We start from the raw sequence: 26,138 nt of genomic DNA, 5'->3' as shown, positions 1-26,138 counted from the left end.
TTATATTAGAGAAATTGGAGTGGATTATTCGTTATGCAAGCAAGAGAGAACCTTCGCAATATTGCGATTATTGCCCACGTTGACCATGGCAAGACTACACTGGTTGACAAGCTTCTTCAACAATCCGGAACGTACAGAGACCATGAAGCAGTTCAGGAACGCGCGATGGATTCGAATGATCTGGAACGCGAGCGCGGGATTACAATCCTCGCTAAGAACACTGCAATTACGTACAAGGATTACTTGATCAACATCGTCGACACACCGGGCCATGCGGACTTCGGCGGCGAGGTTGAACGTATTATGAAGATGGTAGACGGCGTTCTGCTTGTCGTTGATGCCTTCGAAGGCTGCATGCCGCAGACGAAGTTCGTACTGCGCAAGGCGCTTGAGAGCCAGCTGACACCGATTGTCGTATTGAATAAGATTGACCGTCCTAATGCAAGCCCTCAAGAAGTCGTCGACGAAGTGCTTGATCTGTTCATCGAGCTGGGTGCGAACGATGAGCAGCTGGACTTCCCTGTCGTCTATGCTTCCGCACTAATGGGAACATCAAGCATGAACGTAGAGAAGCAGGATGAGAACATGCAAGCTCTATATGAGACCATCGTTGAGCATATTCCATCTCCAACTGAGAATGTAGAGGATCCGCTTCAATTCCTCGTTACCCTGCTGGATTACAATGAGTATCTTGGACGTATCGCAATCGGCCGCGTTAACCGCGGAGTGATTCGTCAAGGTCAAGCGGTAGCGGTCATGACTCGTGAAGGCGCAACGAAGCAAGCACGTATTGAGAAGCTATTCGGCTTCCAAGGGCTCAAGCGTATCGAGATTGAAGAAGCGGCTGCCGGCGATATCGTAGCGATTGCTGGTATTCGTGAGATCAACATTGGCGAGACGATTGCTGATCCTGCTCGTCCTGAAGCTCTTCCCGTTCTTAAGATTGACGAGCCTACGCTGCAGATGACGTTCCTCGTGAACAACTCGCCATTCGCAGGCCGTGAAGGCAAGTGGGTCACATCCCGTAAGCTTCGCGATCGTCTATTCAAGGAGTTGGAGACGGACGTAGCCCTTCGCGTGGAAGAGACCGACAGCCCGGATGCCTTCATCGTATCTGGACGCGGCGAGCTTCACTTGGGCATCCTGATTGAGAATATGCGTCGTGAAGGCTTCGAGCTGCAAGTATCCAAGCCGGAAGTTATCGTCAAGGATATTGACGGTGTTCGTTCTGAGCCGTATGAGCGCCTAATTATCGATGTTCCTGAAGAGAGCACAGGAGCTGTCATGGAGAGTCTCGGAACTCGTAAGGCCGAGATGGTTAATATGATTAACAACGGCAACGGCCAAGTGCGTCTGGAATTCATTATCCCTGCACGTGGATTGATTGGTTACCGTACACAATTCCTTACCCTTACACGCGGATATGGTGTCATGAACCATGCGTTCGACAGCTACGGCCCGTATGTGGCTTCCAATGTTGGCGGCCGTCATCAAGGCGTCCTCGTGGCAAGTGAGAACGGCACATCAACGTTCTACGGCATGCTGGGTGTTGAGGACCGCGGCATTATGTTCTTGGAGCCGGGTATCGAAGTTTATGAAGGAATGATCGTCGGCGAGCATACTCGTGACAATGACATCATCGTGAACATCTGTAAGGAGAAGCAGCTGTCCAACGTTCGTTCCGCTGGTAAGGACGATACGGTGAAGCTGAAGACTCCTCGTCTCTATTCCTTGGAGCAAGCTCTGGAATACTTGAATGATGATGAATATTGTGAGATCACACCGAAGACGATTCGTCTCCGGAAGAAGATTCTTGTGAAGAGCGAACGTGAGCGCGCAGAGAAGCAGCGCAAGTCCGCTCAACAAGTATAGTCACGTCATATAGGAGGCTGTCACCATGCAGCAATGGCTAAGTGAACATCCGCTTGTATCCTATCTCCTGATTCTTGGCTTCACGTTGTATATCTTCAACAAGGTATTCCGCGTCCAGCAGAAGCTGCCTCTACTGAAGAATATTATGGTACATGTCGTCATGGTAGTCGGCGCCTTCGTACTCATGATTCTGCAGATTGATAAGCTTCCAATCATCCAATGTATGGCCATTGCGGTAGGGATGATGATGATGCTTAGAGGACGGCAGCTCTACGATAAGTGGAAGGCTGGAAGAGCTGCAGGGGATACTCGTACAGGAGCCGATGCAGGCAATCCTTAAGATTCATTCAATGCTGGGAGGAAGTGCCGACAATGCGATTCGAAGATGCGCTGTTCAATTGGCTTCAGATTCAGATTGTAGCCGACGCTCGTCCCGATGATGGGGCAGCGTCGGAGACGCGGGACTTCTTCCTGGAGATCTTAACGGAGGATCACGGGGTTACCAGCATCTCCATTGAGAAGCTGGACGACACGATGATTCATATTCGATACGAACATGAAGGACGTACCAGGCTGCAGCTCGTTCCCCGGGAAGCCGGGGAGCAGCTGCTCTCTGATATTAAGGCCAATCCCAAATACAATTGACTTGAAGGTGATAATGATGCGTGATGACTATACATCTCAACCTCCAAGAGCAAGAGCTGCGAAGCAGCAACAGCCAAGACAGGCTGGGCAACCCAAGCCTCCGAAGCGGACACGCTCGGCGCTGAGGGTTTTTTTATTTCTCACCCTTGGACTGTTGCTGCTCGCAGCTGTATACCTTGGATACCTCGTGAAGCAGGGTAATGATGCTCTGAAGCAGATAGGCACGGATGAGGTCGTACCGGCAGAGGATTCCGTCAAGAATAAGCCGGTGGCCATGCTCATGATGGGAATGGATACACGTCCGGTGAAGGGCGGCACGATGAATACGGATGTGATGATGGTCGCTGCGTTCAACCCAGACCGCCAGACGGCTACCGTCGTTACTATCCCGAGAGACTCCCTAATGATGTTGGACGGGTACAAGCAGCGGAAGGCCAACAGCTATTACAGCGCGTTCTACAGACAGGCTCGTCAGGATATGGAGCAAGCTGCGGCCGAGGCTGAAGCGAAGGAAGCGATGCAGCGGATGATGACGAAGTACTTCGGCATTCCCGTGTCCTACACGGGCATTATCGACTTCACTGGATTCTCAGCAGTGGTGAATGCGCTTGGCGGAGTGAAAGTTAATGTTGACATGGATATGCATTATGAGGATAGTGCGGACGATACCGTCATAGACTTAGAGAAGGGTGAACAGGTGCTGGATGGCGACCAGGCGCTGGACTTCGTCCGTTACCGGAAGTCGAATGACGGATCCAACATGTCGAACGACTTCGAACGCAACCAGAGGCAGAGCGAAGTTCTTGGAGCTATTACTGACAAGATGAAGTCCTTGTCCGGTGTGGCTAAGGCAGGGGCCGTTATCGGAGCTGTAGGGGACAATATGAAGATTAACATGCCTTCATCCGAGATTCAGCATATGATAACGAAGTACTTCGGCATCGATCGGGCGAACATTACGTTCATCCCGCTTGCTGGGGAATGGAACAGTCCCTACGTCTACCTGGACACCGGCAAGCTGGAGGAAGCGAGAGCTTCACTGCAAGCACAAATGGCTCAATAACCATAGACGCTTCTTAGATTAGCCGATATAATGAAACTATGGGACCTGCACCTGAATATGATTCCAAGAGTCAAGAAGGAGCTCATGCAGATGACCGAACCCGTCACAGCACTCTCTCCAGCTGGATATGCAGTGAATCTGATAGCGGCTGATGCCACTGAAGCAACAGCTCAGAGGCTTGTCCATGAGCTGGAATACGTTCCAGCCGGGATAGCTGTCAAGGTGCTGTTGTCGGAGCGCGTTCATGTGTCTTGCGGGGCAAGCTTGTCCATGGAAGTCGTGACTATAGAGAACATACAAGAAGCCTAGTGGAACGCCACTAGGCTTTTTGTGTTCTCTGAGCGGCCGTCTACAGATTCTTATCCGTCTGTGGCGCCTCTTGTTCCTCTGGATCAGCAGGCGTAATGTCCCGCGGCAGCTGAGGTACAATCCGGCCAATGAGATCGGACAGCTCTTCCGCAATGCCTCTTATTGGCCGGCCGGCACGAATGTCTTCGCCGATCTCATTCACTCGCTGATTAAGGTCCATGTCTGCGGTCACAAGCGCATCGACACCATACGGGTCCTTGCGGAAGGCTTCTGCTACTGAATATTTGATGGTTCCCACTCGGGACCGGTCCAGCTTGCTATCCACATTAATACCGACTACCGCAGTATTGCCGATGAGAACACAATGTGCGCTTTTTACACCTGCAATTCCCGTTGCCAGCTTTTCTAGATGAACCTCCACATCTCTAGAGGAGCTAATCTCCATCGGCTGTGGGGCAGATTGCTGAGCTCGAACCCCGTTATTATTCTGAGGAGAGGGTGATGTTTCATTCCTTGCGACGGTGCTGCAGCCTGTCGTCATAGTGACCATAATCATAGCCAATGCGAGCCACTTTTTCACGCGATCACCTAACCTTATCTTATCTTGGACTTAACTGACGTGGGTCTACCCCGACTAGCTTACCCTTAACGGACTATGGCTATGTATCCCTTGATCGAACTGATATTCAAGACGGCAGGAGGGCTCATAAGATGAAGAAGATCTTCGTATTGGATACGAATGTGTTGCTGCATGATCCGCAAGCGATATTCGCCTTCGATGACAATGAGGTCATCATACCAGCGGTGGTGCTTGAAGAGATTGATTCCAAGAAGAGACTAGCGGATGAGCTGGGCAGGAACGCTCGTCAAGTATCCCGCCTCCTCGACAATATGAGAGCGACAGGACATCTCCATGAAGGTATTCCGCTTAGAAGCGGCGGGCTGCTTAAGGTAGAGCTTAATCATCGCAGCTTCGTGCGAGTTCAAGAGATGTTCGGAGATATGTCGAATGACAATCGAATACTTGCTGTTGCCTTGAATTATCATCTGGAGCAGCTGGAAAATATGCAGCAGAGCAGCGTGGTGCTCGTCAGTAAGGATGTGCTAGTCCGTATCAAGGCCGATGTGCTCGGGTTAATGGCGCAGGATTACTTGTCAGACCGGAACATTGAAGCCCCTTCGGACTTCTATGCAGGCTATGTGACGCTCTATGTCCATCCCGCTGTCATTGATGAATTCTACACGTACCGGTTTTTGACGCTTAAGAACTTGCAGCTTGGCGCAAGGCTTCATCCGAACGAATTCGTCATCCTCCGCGATGAGATGGGCACCTCCAAGTCAGCTCTGCTTAAGGTAAGCCAGGACGGTGCGAAGCTGGAGCCGCTGTTCCTCAGCAATGACCCGGTATGGGGCATTACGGCGCGCAACGCTCAGCAGAGAATGGCGCTGGAGCTGCTGCTTAATGACGAGGTTCCCCTGGTCACTCTGACAGGCAAGGCAGGTACGGGAAAAACCTTGCTCGCGTTAGCCGCTGGGCTGCTGAAGGTCGAAGATGAGCATAAGTATAAGAAGCTGCTGATCGCAAGGCCTGTCGTTCCGATGGGCAAGGATATCGGCTATCTGCCGGGGGAGAAGGAAGAGAAGCTCCGACCGTGGATGCAGCCCATCTATGATAATCTGGAGTACTTGTTCGATACGAAGAAGTCAGGGGACATCGACAAGATTCTAATGGGTCTGGGAAGCATCCAGGTCGAGGCCTTAACGTATATAAGGGGCCGCTCTATACCCGGACAGTTCATCATTATTGATGAGGCCCAGAACTTGACGAAGCATGAAGTGAAGACGATCGTGTCGCGGGTTGGCGAAGGCAGTAAGATCGTCCTCATGGGCGATCCCGAGCAGATTGATCATCCTTATCTGGATTCAATCAGCAACGGGCTCACCCACATCGTGGAGCGATTCAAGGAGGAAGGGCTGAGCGGACATATGACGCTGGAGAAGGGTGAGCGCTCCAAGCTTGCCCAGCTCGCGGCGGACTTACTGTAGCAGGCAAGGGAGAGTATACGGCCAATGCATTGTGCATTGGCCGTATGTTAGGTTAAGAGCAGGAGTATGCTTGGACAAGCTTCAGGTTCCTTGCTATGATGAACGTAATGACTGGTAGAGGCTGGATGCTTCGGGGAGAGGAGGTGCAGCTTGACTCGCAGAGCTTATATGATGCTTGTGCTCGGTATCCTTGTCATGTCGGCTCTCTTGCTTGCAGAGCTGGTCCGCATGCCGAGAATGCCTGCTCCTGGCGAGCCAGATGGCAGAGCAACCGTATATCCGGCAGATGGTCAGCGGTCTTCCTCCGAATCGAAGCAGCTTCGTGTAACCGTTCACATGAAGGAAGCGGAATACCGTTCGCTGGAAGAAGCGAACCGGCTGTTCATGATGAAGTATCCGGCTGTACAGGTACATCTATCGAATGAGGCCGAACAGTCGAATAGTCCAGAAGTCTATTCCCTATGGAAGCGGGAAGCAGAGCTCGGGATAAGCCAGGATATTATGCTAATGGACAACAGCTGGGTGAGGGAGTTCGCTGCTCTGGGGTATCTATCTCCTGTTGACAGCTTGACGACTGGCGATGTGCCAGGAGACCTATCTGAATCGCTCTTGGATGTACTGCGCTGGAACGGATACTTGTGGGCGATGCCGATGGACCTTGATCCCTATGTTCCGATATGGAACAAGAAGCTGCTAGCGCTAGAGTCCGGAGGGCAATTGCCTGGTAGCTGGGAGCAATATACCCAGCTTCTAGAGGAGACGGCTGCGCGCCACAAGACGATTAACCTGCTACAACTGACTCCTGGGCGATTAGAGGAGCTTATGCTGTGGCTGAGACAATACGAGGCGGAGACGAAGACCACACGTTCGTATGGGCCAGCTGATGGCCTCGGCTTGCTGCACTCAGAGACGCAGGACAAGCTTCTATACCTCGCAAGCATTAGTCAGCGAATTAGCCGATTAGATGCACCTATGCAGCTGCTTAGTGCACTGCAGGAGGGGGAGCTGCTCTCGGCCTTCGTTCCGTGGTCGAATTACAGTAGTTGGACAACCCAGCTCGATGAACTTGTGCAGCTCGACCTGAGCCGAATCGAGCCCTATCGGCACAGTGGAAGAAGCTATGCCATATCTAGCCGGTCCGTTGCGGTGGAGGAGGCTCTGCTCTGGGTTCAGGAGATGACAGATACGCTGAAGCAGCAGCAAGCTTATCAAGTGAACCGCATGTTGCCCGCCCGACTGTCAGCCTATCAGCCCGTAGCTGGCTCGGGCATTGAAGAGGCACAGCTGCCGCCGACCTGGTGGGTCAATGTGCTTAAGGGGAGAGCTGCGAAGCCGGAAGTTCCTGGTCCCGGCTGGGCGGATGCTTGGATGAAGCGAGAAGTACAGTATAGAGCCTACAGCGTGGAGAGCTGGGACTTCACAGCATTCACGAATGCCTTGCTAGATGAGAAGGCGGAAGACGCGGACTAGAGCTTCAAGCTGAGCTCGACAATCAATTCACCGTCTGCAATCGTCACCTTCTCAGCCTTCACGAATGAGAGAATCTTGCTCGGATAGAAGCCTAGGTCGAATTCCTCTTGCAGAGCCAGTCTTGTCGTATCTGGCAGGGCGAAGCCGTTGAATAGAAGCTTGTCGATGTGGAAGTAGATGCCATTCTTCGGCTTATCCTCCACCGTATAACGGCCGGACACGGATACAGCCATGCCGTCACGCTCGCCTTCAGCCGTAATGATTCCATCGCCGAATACGAAGGCGAAGTTATCGAAGAGAGGGTCTTGGTCTCGCAGGAACTGGTTCAATTCCTCCTCGGGAACATGAAGGGTATATCTTAGACCGTTAATCTCCATGTATTCCTTGTTCTCCTGCACCCAGCCAGGCAGCTTCTGCATCGCTCGTGACATCGCTCGGAAGTACTGCTTCACCTCGGCTATGCCATCCGTCTCCCAGGAGGCTTGCAGCTCTTGGATGAGGAGTCGAATCCGCTCTTCGTCGGATCGTCCGTTAAGCTTGCCCTCCAGCTGCTCCTCAAGCGAGGTCACACGAGTGCGCGCAGTCTGCAGACGCACCTCCAATCGGCTCAGCTCCTTCTGTTCATCGGTGAGCTTCTGCAGCCCTCGGCGGATATGCGCATATTCGTTCGTATAGGCGTCCAATGTCTGGCGATCCTGCTCCATGATGAGGTCGAGATAATCTAGCGATGTCATGACATCGGAGATGGAGCGCATCGACAGCAGGGCATAGAGAATGACATCTCGCTCGCCCATATAGTAAGCGCGGAGTACGCTTCCGGCCTTCCTCTTCTTATCCTTGATCTGAACCTGCTGCTGTGCCAGCTTCGCTTCAGATTGCGTCATCTCTGCCTGGACCTCGGTCTGGCGAGCCTGTGTCCGTGCAATCTCCTTATCCAGCTCCACGATGGACAAGCTCTGCTCCAGCAGAGACTGTATCTCGCTCGTATCGGCGGTGGACCCTGGTTCAGACGACTCAGCGAGGACTGCTGGCTGTATCATCAGGAGCATAAGGACGATCGCCGCCGCCCACACTCGCGAGGCCCATACTCTGCTATGCCGTACAAGTACAATCGGAATCATGGTGATATGCACCCCTTCTCTGGTCCAGCCAGGCTGGAAGGTTGTCCGGACAGTCGTCATTGCATTCATTGTATGCGCTGATGGAGTCTATTATATCTGAATGGAGTGAAGGAAGAACGAGCTATGTTGAAGCGAACGCTGACCGAACGTGTCGTACGAATGATTCAGGAGCAAGAGCCGCTAGGCTGGCTTCGCCATAAGGGGGCAACCCTATCGAATATTCGCTGCCTCACCTTCCATGACTATATGAGACTATGCCTCTACGATGAGCAGGAAGGCTACTATCGTTCAGGGGACGTTCGAGTGGGACGTGAAGGAGACTTCTATACGAGTCCATATGTCGGCCATGTAGTAGCGGATGTTCTGGCACGTTACATGACACATCATTCCTCTGAGCTCGGCGGTGAGATGAACGTCATGGAATGGGGAGGAGGGACGGGCAGACTGTCCTTGCAGCTCATGGACGCTTGGAGCAAGGATGCGGAGGGAGGCGGCGTGATCTCGAGCCTCCGTATCGTTGACGTTCATCCTGCCCATCGTCTGGCAGCTGAGGAAGCGCCTCTGAACAAGCCGGGTAGAGTCAAGATGCAGGTGATGTCTGCCGAGGAGGCGCTGACGGAAGAGTGGTCCCCCTCTCCAGTTCTAATCTTGGCGAATGAGCTGCTTGACGCCATGCCGGTTCATCGGGTCGTCATGGACAATGGCCAGCTATGGGAGCTGGGTGTAGCATGTACGAATGGCCAGCTTCATGAAGTCTGTATGCCGCTATCCTCACCCGCGATTGCGAGCTCACTAAGCGCTGATTACATTCGGCTGCGAGAAGGCCAGCAGACGGAAGTGAACCTTGAAGCCGGCCGCTGGCTGCAGCAGATTACACGGAAGCTGCACGGCCCCGCAAGGCTAATTATACTGGATTATGGGCATGAAGCGGAGGAATATACAGCGGAGCACCGGATGCTGGGTACTCTCATGTGCTACAGCAAGCATACGGCGCATACGAATCCTTATGTCCGCCTTGGCGAGCAGGATCTGACGGCTCACGTTCCCTATACAGCACTGCGTAGAGAGGCCGAGGCGATGGGGTGGACAACTGCCTACTATGGCACTCAGCAGCAGTTCCTGACGCAGCACGGCTTGCTGGAGCTGCTTCAGCCTACCGATGGTGTTGATCCCTTCAGTCCGTCAGCCAGACGGAATCGAGCGATTCGACAGGTGCTCCTCAGCGACGGAATGAGTGAAGCGTTCAAGGTGATGGTTCTAGATTATAGATGAGCAAAAAAAACCGGAGGCATCTGCCTCCGGTCTCTTCGTGTTGCGCGATCTGCTACGCTCGTCCCAATCGTTAGAATGGATTGCCCATCTCGAAGACGGTCCAATACGTGAATCCTACGAACGACAGGATCATATATCCCCAGAACATAATTATGTAAGTTCTCTCGGAGAATTTCAGATATCCCAACAGGACGAAGGCCACGGTTTGAGCGAAGAACAATAGTGCAAACTCAGTCATATCACCTGCGAATGCCATCAATCCGATGACAAGAGCCCATAATCCAAGTACCCGATACATACGTGCCATGAAGCCAGCCCCCCTTCGTTTCGACCCAATTTCTACTGACCATTATAACGTTTTGGCAAAAAAGAGTAAACCTGAAGTCGTGACGAAATCGCAAACTTTTGTAAGCCTATTCGATAACCCTCTGACATTAGTTTGCACCGGGCTGAACAAGTTCATGTATGAGTGTGATGAAAATTGGATATACAATTTAGTATCCGATAGATTCTATGAACTCTACCAAGGGCATAGAGATAAAGTAAGCGCCTTTACGTTAGGAGGTTTTCGTTGCATGACAGCAGTTAGACAAGATGCGTGGAGTCCAGATGATGATCTCATATTGGCCGAAGTCACGCTGCGACACATTAGAGACGGCAGCACACAGCTTGCGGCGTTCGAGGAAGTAGGAGAGAGAATCGGCCGGACTTCCGCAGCATGCGGATTCCGCTGGAACAGCTGCGTTCGCAAGAGGTACGAAGATGCAATTGGAATTGCCAAGCAACAACGCCAGAAGCGTAATTACTTGAAGAAGCAGACGCTCGTTGCTGCTCCGCATGTCTCATCCTTATCCGTATATGACACGGAAGAGAGAGCTTACAAGAACGACTCCGTAACCGAAGAAGGCATGTCGATCGATGCAGTTATTCGATTTTTGCGAGGCTGGAAGTCAACCTATCAGGACTTGACCAGACAGATCAAGGTGCTGGAGAAGGACCTGAAGGAGAAGGAAGAGGAGCTGTACTCTCTTCGCGGGGACAATGAGAGATTGTCCAAGGAAGTGAACAATGTACAGACGGATTACCGCACGGTGAACGATGATTACAAGACATTGATCCAGATTATGGATCGGGCCCGCCGACTGACTGTGCTTACGAGCGAAGAGGAAGCGAAGCCGCGGTTCAAGATGGATGCGAACGGCAACCTGGAGAGAATTGAATAAGATAGTCAAGTGAGAAGCTTCGTACGGTTACCGTGCAGAAGCTTCTTTTCTTTTGCCTAAGGATGCTATATGGTTATAGTATTCGGTTGCAAAAAATTCCAACTAACAGGCGGTGCGGCAGCAAGTATGAGGTTCGAATTCATCGGAGGAGGATCCATCGGGCTTCTCTATGCCTCAAGATTAGCATTAGCAGGCTATCCGGTTACGGTATGGACTCGCACAGAGGAGCAGGCAGAGGAGCTGGCTAGGCATGGTATAACCTTAATTGATCTGGATGGCCGCAGACGGCAAGCGGCCGTGACGGCCCGATGGCTGCAGGTGGGGACTTGCTCTATTCATGAGCAGGAGCTCGGCCGTGCTGAGGAAGAGAGCTGGATCTGGCTGACGGTCAAGCAGCCGCAGATTGACGGCAGTCTGCTAGAGCAAGTCGGGCAGCTGTCTATCGGAACGAACGGAGTTCTCTGTCTGCAGAATGGGATCGGCCATATGGAGAAGCTGAGTGCATATGTGCCCTCGGAACAGCTCTATGCTTCGGTGACGACGGAAGGGGCCCGGCGCATCGACTCCTGCACTGTTGCCTATACGGGGAGTGGGGAGCTGACGTATGGCTCTTACTATCCTCAGGTACCGGGCGGCGGACGCGATGCTCATCCCATTCGATTGGCTGAGCTGCTGAATCAAGCAGGAATTACCAGCAATCTGTCGAAAGAAATCAAGGACAAGCTGTATCAGAAGTTGTTGATCAACGCTGTCATTAATCCATTAACCGCCTTGTTCGATGTAACGAACGGGGAGCTGCCTAAGAGCAGCACTCGGCTCAGACTCATGCATGCGTTATACCTGGAGTCTGCTGGAGTGCTGGCCGCTGCCGGCTGGAAGGACTCTGGAGAGAGCTGGAGCCGAATTCTGCAAGTCTGTGAGAATACGTCAGCCAACACGTCCTCCATGCTGGGCGATGTGCGCGCCGGCCGTCTCACCGAGATTGATTGGATTAATGGGGGAGTGGCTGCGCTTGGAGCCGAAGTTGGCCAAGAGACACCCCTGAATGAAGCGGCTATATATATGATTAAGTCCTTGCTACCTGCGGAAGAGGGGGAACAGCCTTCGTGAATTATCTATTGGAGAGTGTGAAGCATCTGTATGCATACCTTGCTGTAGTGCCGCTCATTCCGTTCGCACTCATCTACTTCGGTTACGGTGCCTATGTGAAGGATCGCAAGAGAGCCTTCCGCATGGCGATGGATGTGACGACAGCGCTGCTGATTGGCTGCGTGGCGGTGTTGTTCGACAAGATGTCGGGCAGCGGCTTCGGCCTGTACGGCATTCTGCTAGTCATGCTGATTGGCGGAGGATTGCTCGGTAACGCACAGTTTCGGAGGAAGGGCAGCGTCGATGTGAAGCGGATATTACGGGCGGTGTGGCGGCTTGGTTTTTTTGCCATGAGTGTGCTGTACCTGCTCCTGATGTGCATCGGCATTGGACAATCCTTATTCATGACGTAGCTTAATAAGACGCTGTGGCCTCCCGCGATGGGGGGCCATCTGCATGATAGGGACACGGCAGACAGGTTACTAATCAGAGTTCATAGGATGCATAGTCGGGGAGAGCCTCTTCACCTTGCTAGCCGCTTGTCCATTGTGTACAATCAGGAGGATAAGTTGGACAGGTAAGTTGGACAGGAGGCAATAGGCTTAGCCATGACGATAGAATCTTATGAATTGCGCAGCGCAAGTCCACTGGCGGAAGCCTATATTCACCGCACAGATCAGCGTATGGACGAGCTGTTCGGCTATCATCCGACCGATGCTTCGGCTTGGGGGAAGCGGCTGAAGGTGTTGAAGGAGAACGGGCACCTAAGAGCGGATGCACGCCAAGTAGCCAGTGTGCTGAAGAGCTACAATGAGCGGTTCGGCGCGAGCAGCGAGGTGCTGGCTTCGATTGAGGCTCTAGCCGGCGGAGCCCCGGTTGTTGTCGGAGGGCAGCAAGCCGGTCTGTGGACAGGACCGCTCTTAGTTATACATAAGGCTGTTACCATTATCGGAGCTGCTAAGCATGCGAGTGCTGCATTAGGCGCTCCTGTCGTTCCTGTATTCTGGATTGCTGGCGAGGATCATGACTGGGAGGAAGCGAATCACACGTACGTAATGTCAGCAGAGCAGGAGCAGCGCAAGCTGTCCGCTGCCAGGCCAGAGGGGCCGCGAACGTCTGTGAGCCGGACTTCGCTGTCACAAGAGCAATGGGACGAACTGCTGTCTGAGCTGGAGCAGACCCTGCCTCATTCCGAGTTCAAGGCGGACTTGCTGGAGAGGCTCGGCATGGCGGTGAGGCGTTCGGTATCTCTATCTGATCTGTTCGCAGGTGTCATGATGGAGCTGTTCGGCCGGTCAGGGCTTATCCTGCTGGATGCGGATGATACGAGGCTGCGCAAGCTCGAGTCGCCGATGTTCAATCGGCTGATCGAGCAGAACGACGAGCTGGAGCAGGCTTATACGAATCGTGCGCGTACAGTGACGAGCTACGGCTACCAGCTGCAGGCTGACGTCACGGAGGGCAGCTCTAATCTGTTCTACTTCAACTCGGAGCAGGGGGATGAGCGTACGCTGCTTCACAAGCGGGAGGGGCACTATGTTGACCGCCGAGGCACTCTCTCTCTAACCCAAGAGCAGCTGCTCCACATTGCTGCAGAGGCTCCGGAGCAGCTAAGCAACAATGTATTAACCAGACCGCTCATGCAGGATTACCTGCTGCCAGTGCTGGGCACGGTGCTTGGCCCCGGAGAGATTGCCTATTGGTCCATTACTGGGGAGGCGTTCCGGACACTTGGCATGCAGATGCCAATCGTCATCCCGCGGATGTCATTCACGCTAATTGAAGGTACCGTAGCCAAGCATATGACGAAGTATGAGCTCTCCTTCGAGGACGTTGCGGAGCGGTTCGAGGACCGGAAGCGCGCCTGGCTGGAGGAGCAGGATCAGCTGTCACTGGATGCTAGATTCTCCGAGGTGAAGAGCAGCTTCCTGCAGCTGTATACGCCAATAGTAGAGCTGGCAGGGAAGGTTCAGGCCGGGCTCGTCAAGCTGGGAGAGACGAACAGGCAGAAGATCGTGGAGCAGATTGAATTCCTGGAAGCAAGGACGAAGGATGCCTATACGAAGCAGTTCGACGCGTCCATTCGGCAGCTGGACCGGATCGGTTCGTCCCTGCGGCCGCTAGGGAAGCCGCAGGAGAGGGTGGCCAACATGACGGCTTACTGGAACCGTTATGGTCCATACGGCTGGTTAGACCGGCTGCTGGAAGCGCCGTATGATCCAGCCGGGGGACATCGACTAATCTATCTATAATTAGGAGGCAACACCAACATGACAACAAGCTCAGTGAATAACAGTATCATTACCGATATCGCATTAGCACCCGAAGGCCATCTGAAGATTGATTGGGCAAGCGCCCATATGCCGGTACTGAATCAGATTCGTGCCCAGTTCGAGCAGGAGCAGCCGTTCAAGGGGCTGAAGGTAACCATCTCCCTTCACTTGGAGGCGAAGACGGCTTATCTGGCGAAGGTCGTCCAGGCCGGCGGAGCAGACGTGACGATTACGGGATCCAACCCTCTATCCACACAGGATGATGTCTGCGCAGCGCTCGTGGAAGACGGCATTACCGTATTCGCGAAGTACAATCCAGAGCCAGCTGAGTACAAGGCTCTGCTGGTGAAGGCGCTGGAGACGAAGCCGGATCTCATCATTGATGATGGAGGAGACTTGGTCAGCATTCTTCATGCTGAGCGGCCTGACTTGCAGGAAGGCATTCGCGGCGGTGCGGAAGAGACGACGACCGGTATCCTTCGCCTCAAGGCTATGGAGAAGGACGGTTCACTGAAGTTCCCGATGGTTGCGGTGAATGATGCATACTGTAAGTATCTGTTCGACAATCGTTATGGAACAGGGCAATCGGTATTCGACGGCATTAATCGTACGACGAATCTAGTCGTGGCGGGCAAGACTGTTGTCGTCGTCGGCTACGGCTGGTGCGGCAAGGGTGTGGCGATGCGGGCCAAGGGGCTCGGGGCGAACGTAATCGTGACCGAGATCGACGCGATCAAGGCAGTTGAAGCCTACATGGACGGGTTCACGGTCATGCCGATGAGTGAAGCAGCGAAGCTGGGCGAGCTGTTCATCACTGTGACGGGGAACAAGGACGTTATTCGCGGCGAGCATTATGAAGTGATGAAGAATGGTGCTATCCTGTCCAATGCCGGCCACTTCGATGTCGAGTTCAACAAGCCTGAGCTTGCTGCGTTGTCAAGCGGCATCCGCACGGTTCGCCGCAATATCGAGGAGTACAAGCTGAAGGACGGACGCAGCATCTACGTGCTGGCCGAAGGCCGCCTCGTTAACCTGGCAGCAGGCGACGGGCATCCAGCTGAGATTATGGACATGACGTTCGCGCTGCAGGCAATTGCGCTGAAGTACGTCAATGATGAATACAAGTCCATCGGCAGCAAGGTCGTTAACGTCCCTTACGAGCTTGATGAGCTCGTCGCCAGGACGAAGCTGGAGTCGCTCGGCATCGGCATCGATTCGTTGACCGAAGAGCAGAAGGCTTATCTGGACAGCTGGACGGAGCATTAACCATAAGAGAATGCGGATATAGGGGGTTGTTCCACGGGTCGCTCAGACCTGAGGGGCAGCCCTCTTTTTTGTTCTCCAGCCGCAGCTTAAGGAATGTGGGTAGAGTTGGTAACCTTTTGCAGAGATGCGACGTTATTAGGTTAAGACATGATTATATAGGGGGAATTGTGGTGGCAATGAACAAGAGCAGCAAGGTGAGGTGGCTTGCGGCGGCTGCGATGCTCGTGCTTGTATTCAGTCTGCTGGCGGCTTGCTCTAGCGCGGACTCGAATCGGTCAAGCAGCATGGCAAGCAGCAATGAGTCCGCTGGAGCGGCCGGCGGCGAGATGGCTGAGATGTCCAATCAGAAGGGTGAATCCCTTGAGTCACTGGACACCCAAGCAGATGCAATGAAGACCATGCCCAGTGTGGAAGGGGCCGAAGGCGGCTCAACTCCTGCGGGTAATGGAGCGGGAATGGCCCAAGATGTCGGTGCATTCGATCGGAAGCTTATCTACAAGGCGAATCTGACCATGGAGGTTGAGAGCTTCGATACCGCTTCAACGGAGCTTCGCAATGCCATTCATCAGGGGGGCGGCTATATTCTCCAGTTCCAAGACAGCCGCAGCGGGGAAGAGAGAGGCTCTACCTATACGATCAAGGTGCCGGCGGATGGCTTCATGCCATTCCTGGACCGGTTAGCCAAGATTAAGCACACGAGGTTCGAGCAGAGCCTGCAGGGAACGGATGTATCAGAGGAGTACGTCGATCTGGAGTCCAGGCTGAAGGCTAAGCAGGTGGTGGAAGGAAGGCTGCTGGCGTTCATGGACAAGGCTCAGAAGGCTGATGATCTGCTGAAGTTCTCCAATCAGCTGGGCACGATTCAAGAGGAGATTGAGCAGCTTAAGGGAAGGATTCGCTATCTGGATCAGAATGTGGCGTTCTCCACCATTGAGCTGAGGCTCTATCAGCCGTCCGATGCCTTCCTGTCATCAAGCAAGAGTGAGCAAGGCATGCTGGCTCGGATGGGCGAAGCGCTGAAGGACAGTACGCATGTGCTGCTTCAAGTGCTGCAGGCGCTGCTGGTGTTCGTCTCTGGAGCCCTCCCGGTGCTGATCTTCCTAGCCATCCTGGGCCTTCCAGCGATATGGCTCTACCGAAGATGGCAAGCGGAGCGGAGCAAGCGGTCTACACCGCCTTCAACGCCGTCACCTACTCCGCCCTCAACGCCAAGTCCTCCAGATGCTTAATCATTAATCCCATAAATTAAAAATATAAAATCCTGCTCATGGAGCAGGATTTTTATTTTAGGTGGCGAATTAGTCTACCTTAGTGGGGAAAAGTGGAGTAAAGTGGGGGATACGGGGGAAGGGGTGGAGCGGCCGGATGTTTATGGGTGAATATCAACACAGCATCGATGAGAAAGGCCGAATTATTATTCCATCCAAGTTCCGTGATTCCTTAGGCTCCTCCTTCGTCGCTACACGCGGATTAGATAACTGTCTGTTCGTCTACCCGATGAGTGAATGGAGCGTGCTGGAGCAGAAGCTCAAGTCATTGCCCCTCATGAAGTCGGATGCCCGCGCGTTCACCCGCTTCTTCTTCTCCGGCGCCACCGAATGTGAGCTGGACAAACAGGGAAGGGTAAACTTACCGTCTCATCTTCGGGAATACGCGAAGCTGGACAAGGACTGCATGGTGCTTGGCGTGTCCAGCCGGGTAGAGATCTGGAGCAAGCAGACATGGGAAGGCTACTATGAGCAATCCGAGCAGACCTTCAACGAGATCGCAGAGAAGCTTGTAGACTTCGATATTAACTTCTAAGAGCACACAACAAGAATGGGAGGATATTACGTGTTCCAGCATATTACAGTGCTAATGGAGGAAGCAGTCGACGGGCTTGCCATTAAGCCTAACGGAATCTACGTCGATTGTACGCTTGGAGGAGCCGGCCATAGCGAGCGCATCGCTTCCCGCTTAGGCGAGGGAGGCCGCTTGATCGCCTTCGACCAAGATGACCTGGCCCTGGACAATGCTCGTATACGCCTCGCTCCTTATATGGATAAGGTTACACTTGTGAAGAGCAACTTCCGATATCTAGAGAGCAGGCTGCGTGAATGCGATGTGCCTATGAAGGATGGCGTGCCTCAGGTTGACGGCATTCTGTTCGACCTTGGCGTATCGAGCCCGCAGCTCGACGAAGCTGACCGAGGCTTCAGCTACAATCATGATGCGCCGCTTGATATGCGTATGGATCGTGATACTGGATTGACCGCTCAGGAGATTGTGAACGAGTGGGAAGAGCGAGACATCTCTCGTATTCTTCATAACTATGCCGAAGAGAAGTTCGCACGGAGCATCGCACGCAAGATTGTGGAAGCAAGAGGCAAGGGGCCGATTGAGACGACAGGAGAGCTCGTGGAGCTAATTAAGGCAGGTATTCCGGCTGCGGCTAGACGTACCGGACCGCATCCGGCGAAGAGGACGTTTCAAGCGCTGCGTATTGCGGTTAATGATGAGCTTGGCGCCGAAGAGGAAGCACTCGAGCAGACGATTCGCTGCTTGGCTCCAGGAGGTCGTGCAGCGGTCATTACCTTCCACTCGCTCGAGGATCGTATATGCAAGCAGATCTTCGCGAGTTACTTGGAGAAGTGTACGTGTCCGACGGACTTTCCAATGTGTGTGTGCGGAGGCAAGGGAACGATTAAGCTCATTAATCGTAAGCCGATCGTTCCAAGTGAAGAGGAGCTCGAGAACAATAAGCGGTCGAGATCCGCTAAGCTTCGAGTAGCTGAGAAGCTCTAGTCAACAGAGCGTCTAATTAGAGAGCAATGGAGGGGAAGTCGATGGCGTATTCCAACGGGAATCTGGCGCTTCAACCGAAGCGCCGTCCCGAGCAGCGGACGGTCATTCGCGAGACGAAGAGAGTCGTCGTGAAGCGGAAGTCTATACCGGTTCAAGAGAAGCTGCTTTATATTTTCACCGTGCTGCTGTGTGTCATTGTGGCCGGGGTTATCATATTCCGATATGCGCAGATCTATCAGATGGATTGGCAGATTAAGCAGATGACGACGGAGCAGCGGGCAATGGCCGTAGAGATGAAGGAAATGAAGAAGCAGGTTGAAGCGCTAAGCGATCCTGAGCGAATCCGTAAGCTTGCTGAGAAGCAGGGAATGGCTAGCACGGACAGCCGGGGAATAACCGTGAGGACTGGAGATCAATCGACACAGTCTGCAATGAGCGAGTAGGTGATCGAGATGAGCAAGAGAATTAAATGGCGTACGCTATTATTTGGAGGGATTATGACCCTCCTTTTTGTCGTTCTGATGAGCCGAGTCTATTGGGTACAGGTCGTGAAGGGTGACGAGTGGTATGATCGGGCCAAGTCGAAGTGGGCGACACAGGAGAAGCTCCCTCCGACGCGGGGTACGATAACTGATCGGGACGGCAATGTGCTGGCGATGGACGTTACCGCGTATACGGTAGCGGTTAATCCTAAGCTCATTAACTCTCTCGGACTCGTGGATGAGACCGCTCAGAAGCTACATAGCCTGCTAGGGAAGTCTGAGAGCGATCTCCGTCAGATTCTGACGGCGAAGAAGGATAACGGTGATTATTATGTGCAGCGCGAGATTCACAAGGAAGGCTGGAAGATTGATAAGCCTCTAGCTGACAAGGTGGCTGCCTTCCGGGACGAATTGAAGAAGAAGGTTGACGAGAAGGATGTCGGCATCTACCTGCTAGAGGAGCAGGGAAGGTATTATCCGCGCAGCTCACTCGCGTCCCATCTCATCGGCTATATTACGAAGGAAGGCGAAGCGAAGACAGGCATAGAAGCCTTCTATAACGAGCAGCTGAAGGGAGAAGCCGGCTACCTGAAGTATGAGAAGGACGGCAAGAAGGTACAGCTGGCTGGAAGAGACGTGGATTACAAGCCTGCCCGCGACGGAAGCAACATTACGCTGACGATCGACAATGAGATTCAGCATTATGTGGAGCAGGCCATTAGGGAAGTCGTCAAGGAATACCAGCCTAAGAGCGTCACTGCAATCGCGGCTGATCCGAATACGATGGAGATACTCGCCATTGCGAATATGCCGGAATATAATCCGAACGAGTATTGGAAGTACCCGCAGGCGAATTTTTTCAACCATGCCATCAAGTCGCTCTACGAGCCGGGCTCGACGTTCAAGATCGTAACTCTCGCAGCTGCGGTTCAGGAGAATATGTTCAATCCGAATGAGATGTACAAGTCAGGCAGCATTCAGGTTGGCCGAGGGAAGCCCATTCGGGACCATCGGGTTCAAGGCTGGGGGACAATCTCCTTCCTGGATGGACTTAAGCTGTCCAGCAACGTGGAATTCGTTAAGCTCGGTTATGAACGGCTTGGAGCGGAGAAGCTGGACAAGTATATTAAGAACTTCGGATTCGGTGTGAAAACAGGAATAGCTCTGGGAAGCGAGACAGCTGGGCTCATAAACTTTGACTTCGACAAGCCAATCGAGGTAGCTACTGCCTCGTTCGGTCAAGGGCCAGTACTTGTATCTCCAATCCAGCAAGTAGCGGCTGTGGCCGCGGTTGCGAACGGCGGCAAGCTGCTGCAGCCTCAGCTTATTAAGTCCATTGAGGATCCAGTCGCTCAGAAGGTGCAGAAGATAGAGCCTAAGGTCGTTCGGAACGTCATCTCTAAGGATACGGCGACGAAGGTTGGAGAGTATCTGGAGCATGTCGTGTCCGACCGAGAGATCGGAACAGGACGGAATGCATACATTGAAGGCTACCGGGTAGCTGGGAAGACGGGTACGGCACAGAAGGTTGTTAGCGGCAACAAAGATTATTCTAAAGAAAAATATGTTGTTTCCTTTATTGGCTTCGCCCCGGTAGACAATCCGAAGATTGTCGTCTATATCGTCGTTGACGAACCTAACGATCCAACTGCCGGCGGCGGAGCTGTTGCCGCCCCGGTATTCAAGGAGATCGTGCTCAAGAGCCTGCGCCATATGGGCGTCGCTCCGAACTGGAAGGGGACAGAGGCCGAAGCAGCTCAGAAGGAAGTTGCGATCAATGTGCCTGAGCTGACGGGGAGGGACGTAGCGCAAGCGAAGTCGGAGATGAAGGCCAGAGCCTTACCTTACGAGCTTGTCGGCAAGGGGAGCAAGGTGCTGCAGCAGATTCCGTCCGCTGGCACTTCGGTCCATCCGACGCAGAAGATCTATCTCATCACGGAGAAGCGGGAGAAGCTGACTGTGCCGAATATGAAGGGACTATCCCTTAGAGACGCTATGGAGGTATCTTCCCTGCTAGGCATTCGCCTCGTCTCGGAAGGCGAAGGCTATGTCGTCTCGCAGAAGGAAGAGAAGACAAGCGAGGAGCGCATCTTGAAGGTGAAGCTGCAGCCTCCGACGGGTGCAGCCCCTGCTCAGCAAGCCAAGCTGCCTTAGCTGCAGATCGAATGTCATGAGCGGCCGCGCCTGCCAGTCGCGGCCGCTATAGCTTGTTCTATCCCCCCCTTGTCCCGAATAGGCTGACAATGAGGCTCTGCCGAATGATACGGCTTGGGGGGATTAAGTGTATGCAAGTATCCAATGTAACCGTTCGGCGCCGCTTGTTCGGCGTCCTAGTGCTAGCTATTGTGGCCTTCTCTGCGCTCGTCCTGCGGCTAGGCTATGTCCAGCTCATGAAGGGGGAGGAGCTCGCCGCCCGCGCGGAGAATTCCTGGAGGCGCGAGATCCCTTATACGGCTAAGCGCGGAGAGATCTGGGACCGCAACGGCGAGCGAATTGCCTATAACGTCTCTTCGCCTACTGTAATGGCGATTCCCGCGCAGGTTAAGGATAAGCAGAGGACCGCATCGGCCCTCGCTCCCATCCTCGGCATGACCGAGGAGAAGCTGCTTCAGCTCGTGAAGAAGCGGGCATTAATCGTGAAGCTGCAGCCTGGCGGCAGGAAGATTACGCTCGAGAGGGCGCAGGAGATTCGAGACCTCAATCTTCCGGGTATAGTTATTGCGGAAGATAATAAGCGGTATTATCCTTACGGCAGCTTCGCTGCGCATGTGCTAGGCTTCACGGGAATCGACAACCAAGGGCTGACCGGAGTTGAAGCGAAGTATGATGAGCTGCTGACTGGCTTCGAGGGCAATGTGTCCTTCCTCGCGGACGCTGGCGGCAGGACGATTCCCGGGTCATCGGATGCCTATAAGGATCCTAAGGATGGCCTCAACATGAAGCTGACCATCGACAAGCGGATTCAGACCTCCATCGAGCGTGAGCTGGACCAGGCAATGACGGCCTACAAGGCCGACAACATCATTGCAATCGCGATGGATCCGAATAATGGGGAGATTCTTGGCATGTCCAGCAGGCCGACCTATGAGCCGGATAAGTACCGGGAGGTGGCTACGGAAGTATATAATCGCAATCTTCCGATCTGGATGACCTATGAGCCAGGCTCTACCTTCAAGATTATTACCATGGCGGCTGCTCTGGAGGAGAAGAAGGTTGACCTGAAGAACGAGCGATTCTTCGATCCTGGCGCTATTGAAGTCGGCGGTGCGAGGCTGCGCTGCTGGAAGAAGGGCGGCCATGGCAGCCAATCCTTCCTTGAAGTGGTGCAGAATTCCTGCAACCCCGGCTTCGTTACGCTAGGCCAGAGACTTGGCAAGGAGAAGCTGTTCAGTTATATTAAGAACTTCGGGTTCGGTACGAAGACCGGCATCGATCTGGCAGGCGAAGAGAACGGCATTCTGTTCAAGATGAGCCAGGTTGGTCCTGTAGAGCTGGCGACGACAGCCTTCGGCCAAGGCGTGTCCGTCACGCCGATACAGCAGATTACAGCGGTTGCCGCAGCCATTAACGGCGGAACGCTCTACAAGCCTCATGTGGTGAAGGCTTGGGTGAATCCGGAGACAGGCGATACCGTCGAGTCTGTGGAGCCGGAGGCGGTTCGCAGGGTCATCTCCGAAGATACTTCCAGGCAGGTGCGGGAAGCGCTGGAGAGTGTTGTTGCCCAAGGGACAGGGAAGAATGCGTTCATTGACGGGTATCGCGTAGGCGGGAAGACAGGAACGGCGCAGAAGGTCATTAATGGAAGGTATTCGCCGAATGAGCATATCGTCTCCTTCGTAGGCTTCGCACCGGCTGATGATCCTAAGGTGGTCATCTATGTAGCCGTGGATAATCCGCAGGGCATTCAGTTCGGAGGAGTCGTTGCAGCGCCGATCGTCGGCCGCATTATGGAGGATACGCTGCAATATCTCGGGGTTCCCCCGCGTGACAAGCAGATTCCTCGCAAGTACCTGTACGGAGAGATTCCGCTCGTGACCGTGCCTAACCTCATAGGCAAGACGGTGTCCGATATCTATGAGGATATGAATCAGAACTTCAATCTCAGCTCGGCCGGCTCAGGCAAGACTGTTATCAAGCAGGCGCCTGCGGCGGGAACCCGTGTAGACAAGGGCTCTACGATCCGAATATATTTGGGAGACGAGAGCGACCTGGATGATAGTTCTCATAACCATTGACTATAATGGTTGATAGAACAGTATGACGTGATGTGAAGGGAGACGATTAATGATGAAAATAATAAATCTAACCGAGCTGCTGCGGACCGCGCGCCTCATAGGCGACGGCGAGACGGAGATTACAGATGTACAGACCGATTCGCGCAAGGTGAAGCCTGGCGATCTGTTCATCTGTCTGCCCGGCCATACGGTGGACGGACATGACTATGCAGCAGCTGCAGCCTCTCGCGGAGCGGCTGCTTTTGTCGTGGAGCGTGAGCTGGAGGGCTTGGGTGATGCTCCTCAGATCATTGTGAAGGACAGCCGTCATGCCATGGCTGTCCTTGCGGACGCCTTCTTCAGGCATCCGAGCCAATCCGTGAAGACGATTGGCGTGACGGGAACGAACGGGAAGACGACGACGACCTATCTTATTGAGCGGATGTTATCCGACCACGGCCATAGCACCGGGGTCATCGGCACGATCGAGATGCGTTATGCAGGCAGAACCTTCCCTATGTCGGGAACGACGCCTGAAGCGTTGGAGCTTCAGCGCAGCTTGGCCGATATGAAGGAAGCGGGTGTATCCTACTGCGCCATGGAAGTGTCCTCGCATGCGCTGGAGCAAGGCAGGGTGAAGGGTACCCGGTTCCGGACCGCGGTGTTCACGAACCTGACGCAGGACCACCTCGACTACCATAAGACGATGGAGAGCTATGCTGCTGCCAAGGGGCTGCTGTTCTCCCGCCTCGGCAACAGCTATGCGGCAAGTGAGCAGGAACGCTCCTATGCGGTGCTGAATGCGGATGATGAGGCTTCGGCGCTCTTCGCGAAGCTGACAGCTGCAGAAGTGATCACATACGGCATTGATCATGAAGCGGACCTCCGGGCATCGGATATCCGGATAACCGCGAAGGGCACTTCTTTTCACGTTCATACGTACTTAGGGGATATAGATATTACGCTGCAGATGGTCGGCAAGTTCAATGTGTATAATGCGCTCGGCGCGATGGCGGCGGCACTCATTGAAGGATTGACGCTCGAGCAGGTGAAGGCTTCCTTGGAGGCCATCGCTGGAGTTCCCGGCCGGGTAGAGTCGGTCAATGCGGGGCAGGACTTCGCCGTCATCGTTGACTATGCGCATACGCCCGATGGACTCGAGAACGTGCTTGCTGCGGTATCCGAATTCGCACCTGAGCGAATCTTGTGCGTCTTCGGGTGCGGCGGCGACCGTGACCGGACGAAGCGTCCTATCATGGCGCAGATTGCTGCGAAGTACTCGGACTATATCTTCGTAACTTCGGATAATCCGCGGACGGAGGATCCTGCTCTCATCCTGAAGGATGTGGAGGCGGGACTGATCGAGCTCGGCATTCCTTCCTCTTCCTATGAATGTCTAGTGGATCGCCGTCAAGCGATTCAAAAAGCGGTTGAAATGGCAAGCTCCGGCGATGTAGTATTGATTGCGGGGAAAGGTCACGAGACGTACCAAATCATCGGTAAAGTGACACATGACTTCGATGACCGGCTGGTGGCCGAAGAAGCGATAAGGGGATTACGGACTTGATTATACGCAAGCTAGAGCAGGTCGCTAAGATGAGCGGCGGACACATTCAAGGTTCCGGCAATGGAACGGTTACTATTGCAGGGGTAAGCACGGATTCAAGAAAAGTGGAGAGGGGACAGCTGTTCATTCCACTGCAAGGCGATAACTTCGACGGACATCACTATGTCGCGGGAGCGCTGGAGGGTGGAGCAGCTGCAGCGATGTGGCAGACTGACCATCCCGTTCCAGCTGAACTGAGGGACGCGCCTCTCGTGCTCGTAGAGGATACACTGGCCGCCCTTCAGGAGCTTGCATCGGCCTATCGGCTGGAGCTTCCTGTCCGCGTTGTCGGCATCACCGGCAGCAACGGCAAGACGACGACGAAGGATATGGTCGCTGCTATACTGGGTACCACCTTCAAGGTTCACAAGACGTTCGGCAACTTGAACAATCATATTGGCCTTCCGCTCACCGTACTTCAGCTCGCTGAGGATACGGAAGCCGCTGTGCTGGAGATGGGGATGAGCGGCTTCGGCGAGATCGAGCTCCTCACTCGAATCGCTCAGCCGGATGCAGCCATTATTACGAATATAGGCGATGCCCATCTGCTGCAGCTTGGCTCCAGAGCCGGCATTGCCAGAGCGAAGCTGGAGATTGCAGCTGGACTGAGAGAAGACGGGCTGTTCGTATACAACGGAGATGAGCCGCTTCTTGTTGAAGGAGTGAAGGGGCTGCAGCTGCCGGCAGGAGCACAGCTTCAGTCCTTCGGAATAGAGGAGAAGGACGCTAATTACTGGCTGGCCTCGAGCATTGCGGTTGACGCCACTTCCTCCTCCTTCGATGTATCTGAGGACGGAGTGAAGGGTAATCTTACTGGAATCGCTCTGCCGGTACCAGGACGCCATAACGTGAGCAATGCCTTAGCGGCCATTGCAATAGGCAGGCGATTCGGCGTTGAGGATGCAGCCATTCGCCAAGGTCTGTCCGAGCTGCTGCTGACAGGTATGCGTATTGAGCCGCGCCGCGCCTATAACGGTGCGATGCTCTTGAATGATGCCTATAATGCGAATCCGACGGCAGTCAGAGCTGCCATTGATCTGCTTGAGCAGCTGTCCGGCTTCCGCCGCAAGTGGCTTGTACTCGCTGATATGCTGGAGCTTGGTCCGGAGGAAGCGGAGCTTCACCGGGAGATTGGGGCATATGTAGATCCGTCGAAGGCGGATGCGCTATTGCTGTATGGCCAGCTCTCCGAGCATACCGCAGCAGGGGCGAAGGCGAATTACTCGGGGGACGGCGTTGTATCGGAATCCGCGCTAGGGGTCCGGTACTTCACGGATAAGAGCAAGCTAATAGAAGCGCTGCTCGCAGAGGTTGCGCCAGAGGATCTCGTCCTGGTGAAGGGCTCCAGAGGGATGCGGATGGAACAGGTTGTCCAAGCTATGGAGCAGGGGCAGGGGGTATAG

At 53.9% G+C, this 26,138-nt stretch carries 24 protein-coding genes; 21 read left to right on the top strand and 3 right to left on the bottom strand.

From position 1 onward, the window contains the following. Positions 1 to 33 precede the first annotated feature (33 nt). From typA to ACFO9Q_RS16950, 5 genes are all read left to right on the top strand, one after another. Complete coding sequence (gene typA, locus ACFO9Q_RS16970) at positions 34 to 1,872, top strand: translational GTPase TypA (RefSeq protein ID WP_379184196.1); 1,839 nt, start codon at positions 34 to 36, stop codon at positions 1,870 to 1,872. 25 nt (positions 1,873 to 1,897) lie between these two features. Beyond that, positions 1,898 to 2,212 carry a YlaH-like family protein gene (locus ACFO9Q_RS16965; RefSeq protein ID WP_379184194.1) on the top strand — a complete coding sequence of 105 codons (315 nt, stop codon included), beginning with the start codon at positions 1,898 to 1,900 and terminating at the stop codon, positions 2,210 to 2,212. Between the two features lie 32 nt (positions 2,213 to 2,244). Then, on the top strand, positions 2,245 to 2,517 hold the full coding sequence (locus ACFO9Q_RS16960) for a hypothetical protein (protein ID WP_379184192.1): 273 nt from the start codon (positions 2,245 to 2,247) through the stop codon (positions 2,515 to 2,517). Positions 2,518 to 2,530: 13 nt separating this feature from the next. Further along, a complete protein-coding gene (locus ACFO9Q_RS16955; protein ID WP_379184190.1) occupies positions 2,531 to 3,580 on the top strand; it encodes an LCP family protein in 1,050 nt (349 codons plus the stop codon). Between the two features lie 90 nt (positions 3,581 to 3,670). After that, positions 3,671 to 3,889, top strand: a complete 219-nt coding sequence (locus ACFO9Q_RS16950) for a hypothetical protein (RefSeq protein ID WP_379184188.1) — start codon at positions 3,671 to 3,673, stop codon at positions 3,887 to 3,889. A 40-nt stretch (positions 3,890 to 3,929) separates the two neighbouring features. Here the strand turns inward: ACFO9Q_RS16950 and ACFO9Q_RS16945 are convergent, their stop codons facing one another. After that, positions 3,930 to 4,445 (bottom strand): YhcN/YlaJ family sporulation lipoprotein, encoded by a 516-nt coding sequence (locus ACFO9Q_RS16945; protein ID WP_379184186.1) that lies wholly within the window; start codon positions 4,443 to 4,445, stop codon positions 3,930 to 3,932. Between the two features lie 155 nt (positions 4,446 to 4,600). Between ACFO9Q_RS16945 and ACFO9Q_RS16940 the strand changes: the two genes are divergently transcribed. Continuing rightward, positions 4,601 to 5,935 (top strand): PhoH family protein, encoded by a 1,335-nt coding sequence (locus ACFO9Q_RS16940; RefSeq protein ID WP_379184184.1) that lies wholly within the window; start codon positions 4,601 to 4,603, stop codon positions 5,933 to 5,935. A 150-nt stretch (positions 5,936 to 6,085) separates the two neighbouring features. Beyond that, positions 6,086 to 7,405: an extracellular solute-binding protein gene (locus tag ACFO9Q_RS16935; protein ID WP_379184182.1), complete on the top strand. Its 1,320-nt coding sequence runs from the start codon at positions 6,086 to 6,088 to the stop codon at positions 7,403 to 7,405. Here the strand turns inward: ACFO9Q_RS16935 and ACFO9Q_RS16930 are convergent. Continuing rightward, a complete protein-coding gene (locus ACFO9Q_RS16930; RefSeq protein ID WP_379184180.1) occupies positions 7,402 to 8,595 on the bottom strand; it encodes a coiled-coil domain-containing protein in 1,194 nt (397 codons plus the stop codon). The two genes, ACFO9Q_RS16935 and ACFO9Q_RS16930, sit on opposite strands and share 4 nt — an antisense overlap. Positions 8,596 to 8,649: 54 nt before the next feature. On the opposite strand from ACFO9Q_RS16930, the gene ACFO9Q_RS16925 reads away from it, so the two are divergent. After that, on the top strand, positions 8,650 to 9,798 hold the full coding sequence (locus ACFO9Q_RS16925; RefSeq protein WP_379184178.1) for a class I SAM-dependent methyltransferase: 1,149 nt from the start codon (positions 8,650 to 8,652) through the stop codon (positions 9,796 to 9,798). Between the two features lie 70 nt (positions 9,799 to 9,868). On the opposite strand, the gene ACFO9Q_RS16920 is transcribed toward ACFO9Q_RS16925, so the two are convergent. Continuing rightward, positions 9,869 to 10,105: a DUF2626 domain-containing protein gene (locus tag ACFO9Q_RS16920; protein ID WP_379184175.1), complete on the bottom strand. Its 237-nt coding sequence runs from the start codon at positions 10,103 to 10,105 to the stop codon at positions 9,869 to 9,871. A gap of 268 nt (positions 10,106 to 10,373) precedes the next feature. On the opposite strand from ACFO9Q_RS16920, the gene ACFO9Q_RS16915 reads away from it, so the two are divergent. The 13 genes from ACFO9Q_RS16915 (at position 10,374) to ACFO9Q_RS16855 (ending at position 26,138) form a co-directional block, all read left to right on the top strand. Next, positions 10,374 to 11,021: an RsfA family transcriptional regulator gene (locus ACFO9Q_RS16915; RefSeq protein WP_379184173.1), complete on the top strand. Its 648-nt coding sequence runs from the start codon at positions 10,374 to 10,376 to the stop codon at positions 11,019 to 11,021. Between the two features lie 69 nt (positions 11,022 to 11,090). Then, positions 11,091 to 12,131, top strand: coding sequence for a ketopantoate reductase family protein (locus ACFO9Q_RS16910; protein ID WP_379184171.1), 1,041 nt, complete (start codon positions 11,091 to 11,093; stop codon positions 12,129 to 12,131). Beyond that, complete coding sequence (locus ACFO9Q_RS16905; RefSeq protein ID WP_379184169.1) at positions 12,128 to 12,523, top strand: DUF3397 domain-containing protein; 396 nt, start codon at positions 12,128 to 12,130, stop codon at positions 12,521 to 12,523. Before ACFO9Q_RS16910 ends, ACFO9Q_RS16905 begins: the two co-directional genes overlap by 4 nt. Before the next feature lie 195 nt (positions 12,524 to 12,718). After that, positions 12,719 to 14,362 carry a bacillithiol biosynthesis cysteine-adding enzyme BshC gene (gene bshC, locus ACFO9Q_RS16900; protein WP_379184167.1) on the top strand — a complete coding sequence of 548 codons (1,644 nt, stop codon included), beginning with the start codon at positions 12,719 to 12,721 and terminating at the stop codon, positions 14,360 to 14,362. Positions 14,363 to 14,380: 18 nt separating this feature from the next. Beyond that, positions 14,381 to 15,649 carry an adenosylhomocysteinase gene (locus ACFO9Q_RS16895; protein WP_379184165.1) on the top strand — a complete coding sequence of 423 codons (1,269 nt, stop codon included), beginning with the start codon at positions 14,381 to 14,383 and terminating at the stop codon, positions 15,647 to 15,649. Between the two features lie 176 nt (positions 15,650 to 15,825). Continuing rightward, a complete protein-coding gene (locus tag ACFO9Q_RS16890; protein WP_379184591.1) occupies positions 15,826 to 16,878 on the top strand; it encodes a DUF4349 domain-containing protein in 1,053 nt (350 codons plus the stop codon). Between the two features lie 136 nt (positions 16,879 to 17,014). Further along, a complete protein-coding gene (mraZ, locus tag ACFO9Q_RS16885) occupies positions 17,015 to 17,452 on the top strand; it encodes a division/cell wall cluster transcriptional repressor MraZ (RefSeq protein ID WP_379184163.1) in 438 nt (145 codons plus the stop codon). 30 nt (positions 17,453 to 17,482) lie between these two features. Next, positions 17,483 to 18,433, top strand: coding sequence for a 16S rRNA (cytosine(1402)-N(4))-methyltransferase RsmH (rsmH, locus tag ACFO9Q_RS16880; RefSeq protein ID WP_379184161.1), 951 nt, complete (start codon positions 17,483 to 17,485; stop codon positions 18,431 to 18,433). Positions 18,434 to 18,474: 41 nt separating this feature from the next. After that, complete coding sequence (gene ftsL / locus ACFO9Q_RS16875) at positions 18,475 to 18,876, top strand: cell division protein FtsL (protein ID WP_379184159.1); 402 nt, start codon at positions 18,475 to 18,477, stop codon at positions 18,874 to 18,876. Positions 18,877 to 18,885: 9 nt separating this feature from the next. Then, positions 18,886 to 21,069, top strand: a complete 2,184-nt coding sequence (locus ACFO9Q_RS16870) for a penicillin-binding protein (protein WP_379184157.1) — start codon at positions 18,886 to 18,888, stop codon at positions 21,067 to 21,069. Between the two features lie 131 nt (positions 21,070 to 21,200). Further along, complete coding sequence (locus ACFO9Q_RS16865) at positions 21,201 to 23,150, top strand: stage V sporulation protein D (RefSeq protein WP_379184155.1); 1,950 nt, start codon at positions 21,201 to 21,203, stop codon at positions 23,148 to 23,150. A gap of 52 nt (positions 23,151 to 23,202) precedes the next feature. Further along, on the top strand, positions 23,203 to 24,696 hold the full coding sequence (locus tag ACFO9Q_RS16860; protein WP_379184589.1) for a UDP-N-acetylmuramoyl-L-alanyl-D-glutamate--2,6-diaminopimelate ligase: 1,494 nt from the start codon (positions 23,203 to 23,205) through the stop codon (positions 24,694 to 24,696). Next, the gene (locus ACFO9Q_RS16855; RefSeq protein ID WP_379184153.1) at positions 24,693 to 26,138 is read left to right on the top strand and encodes a UDP-N-acetylmuramoyl-tripeptide--D-alanyl-D-alanine ligase; all 1,446 of its coding nucleotides are present in this window, start codon (positions 24,693 to 24,695) and stop codon (positions 26,136 to 26,138) included. Before ACFO9Q_RS16860 ends, ACFO9Q_RS16855 begins: the two co-directional genes overlap by 4 nt.

The sequence above is a fragment of the Paenibacillus sp. GCM10023252 genome (genome assembly GCF_042653305.1).
Lineage (GTDB): Bacteria > Bacillota > Bacilli > Paenibacillales > Paenibacillaceae > Pristimantibacillus.
Note: the sequence above shows the minus strand (reverse complement) of the source record. Positions and strands in the feature narration are given on the sequence as shown.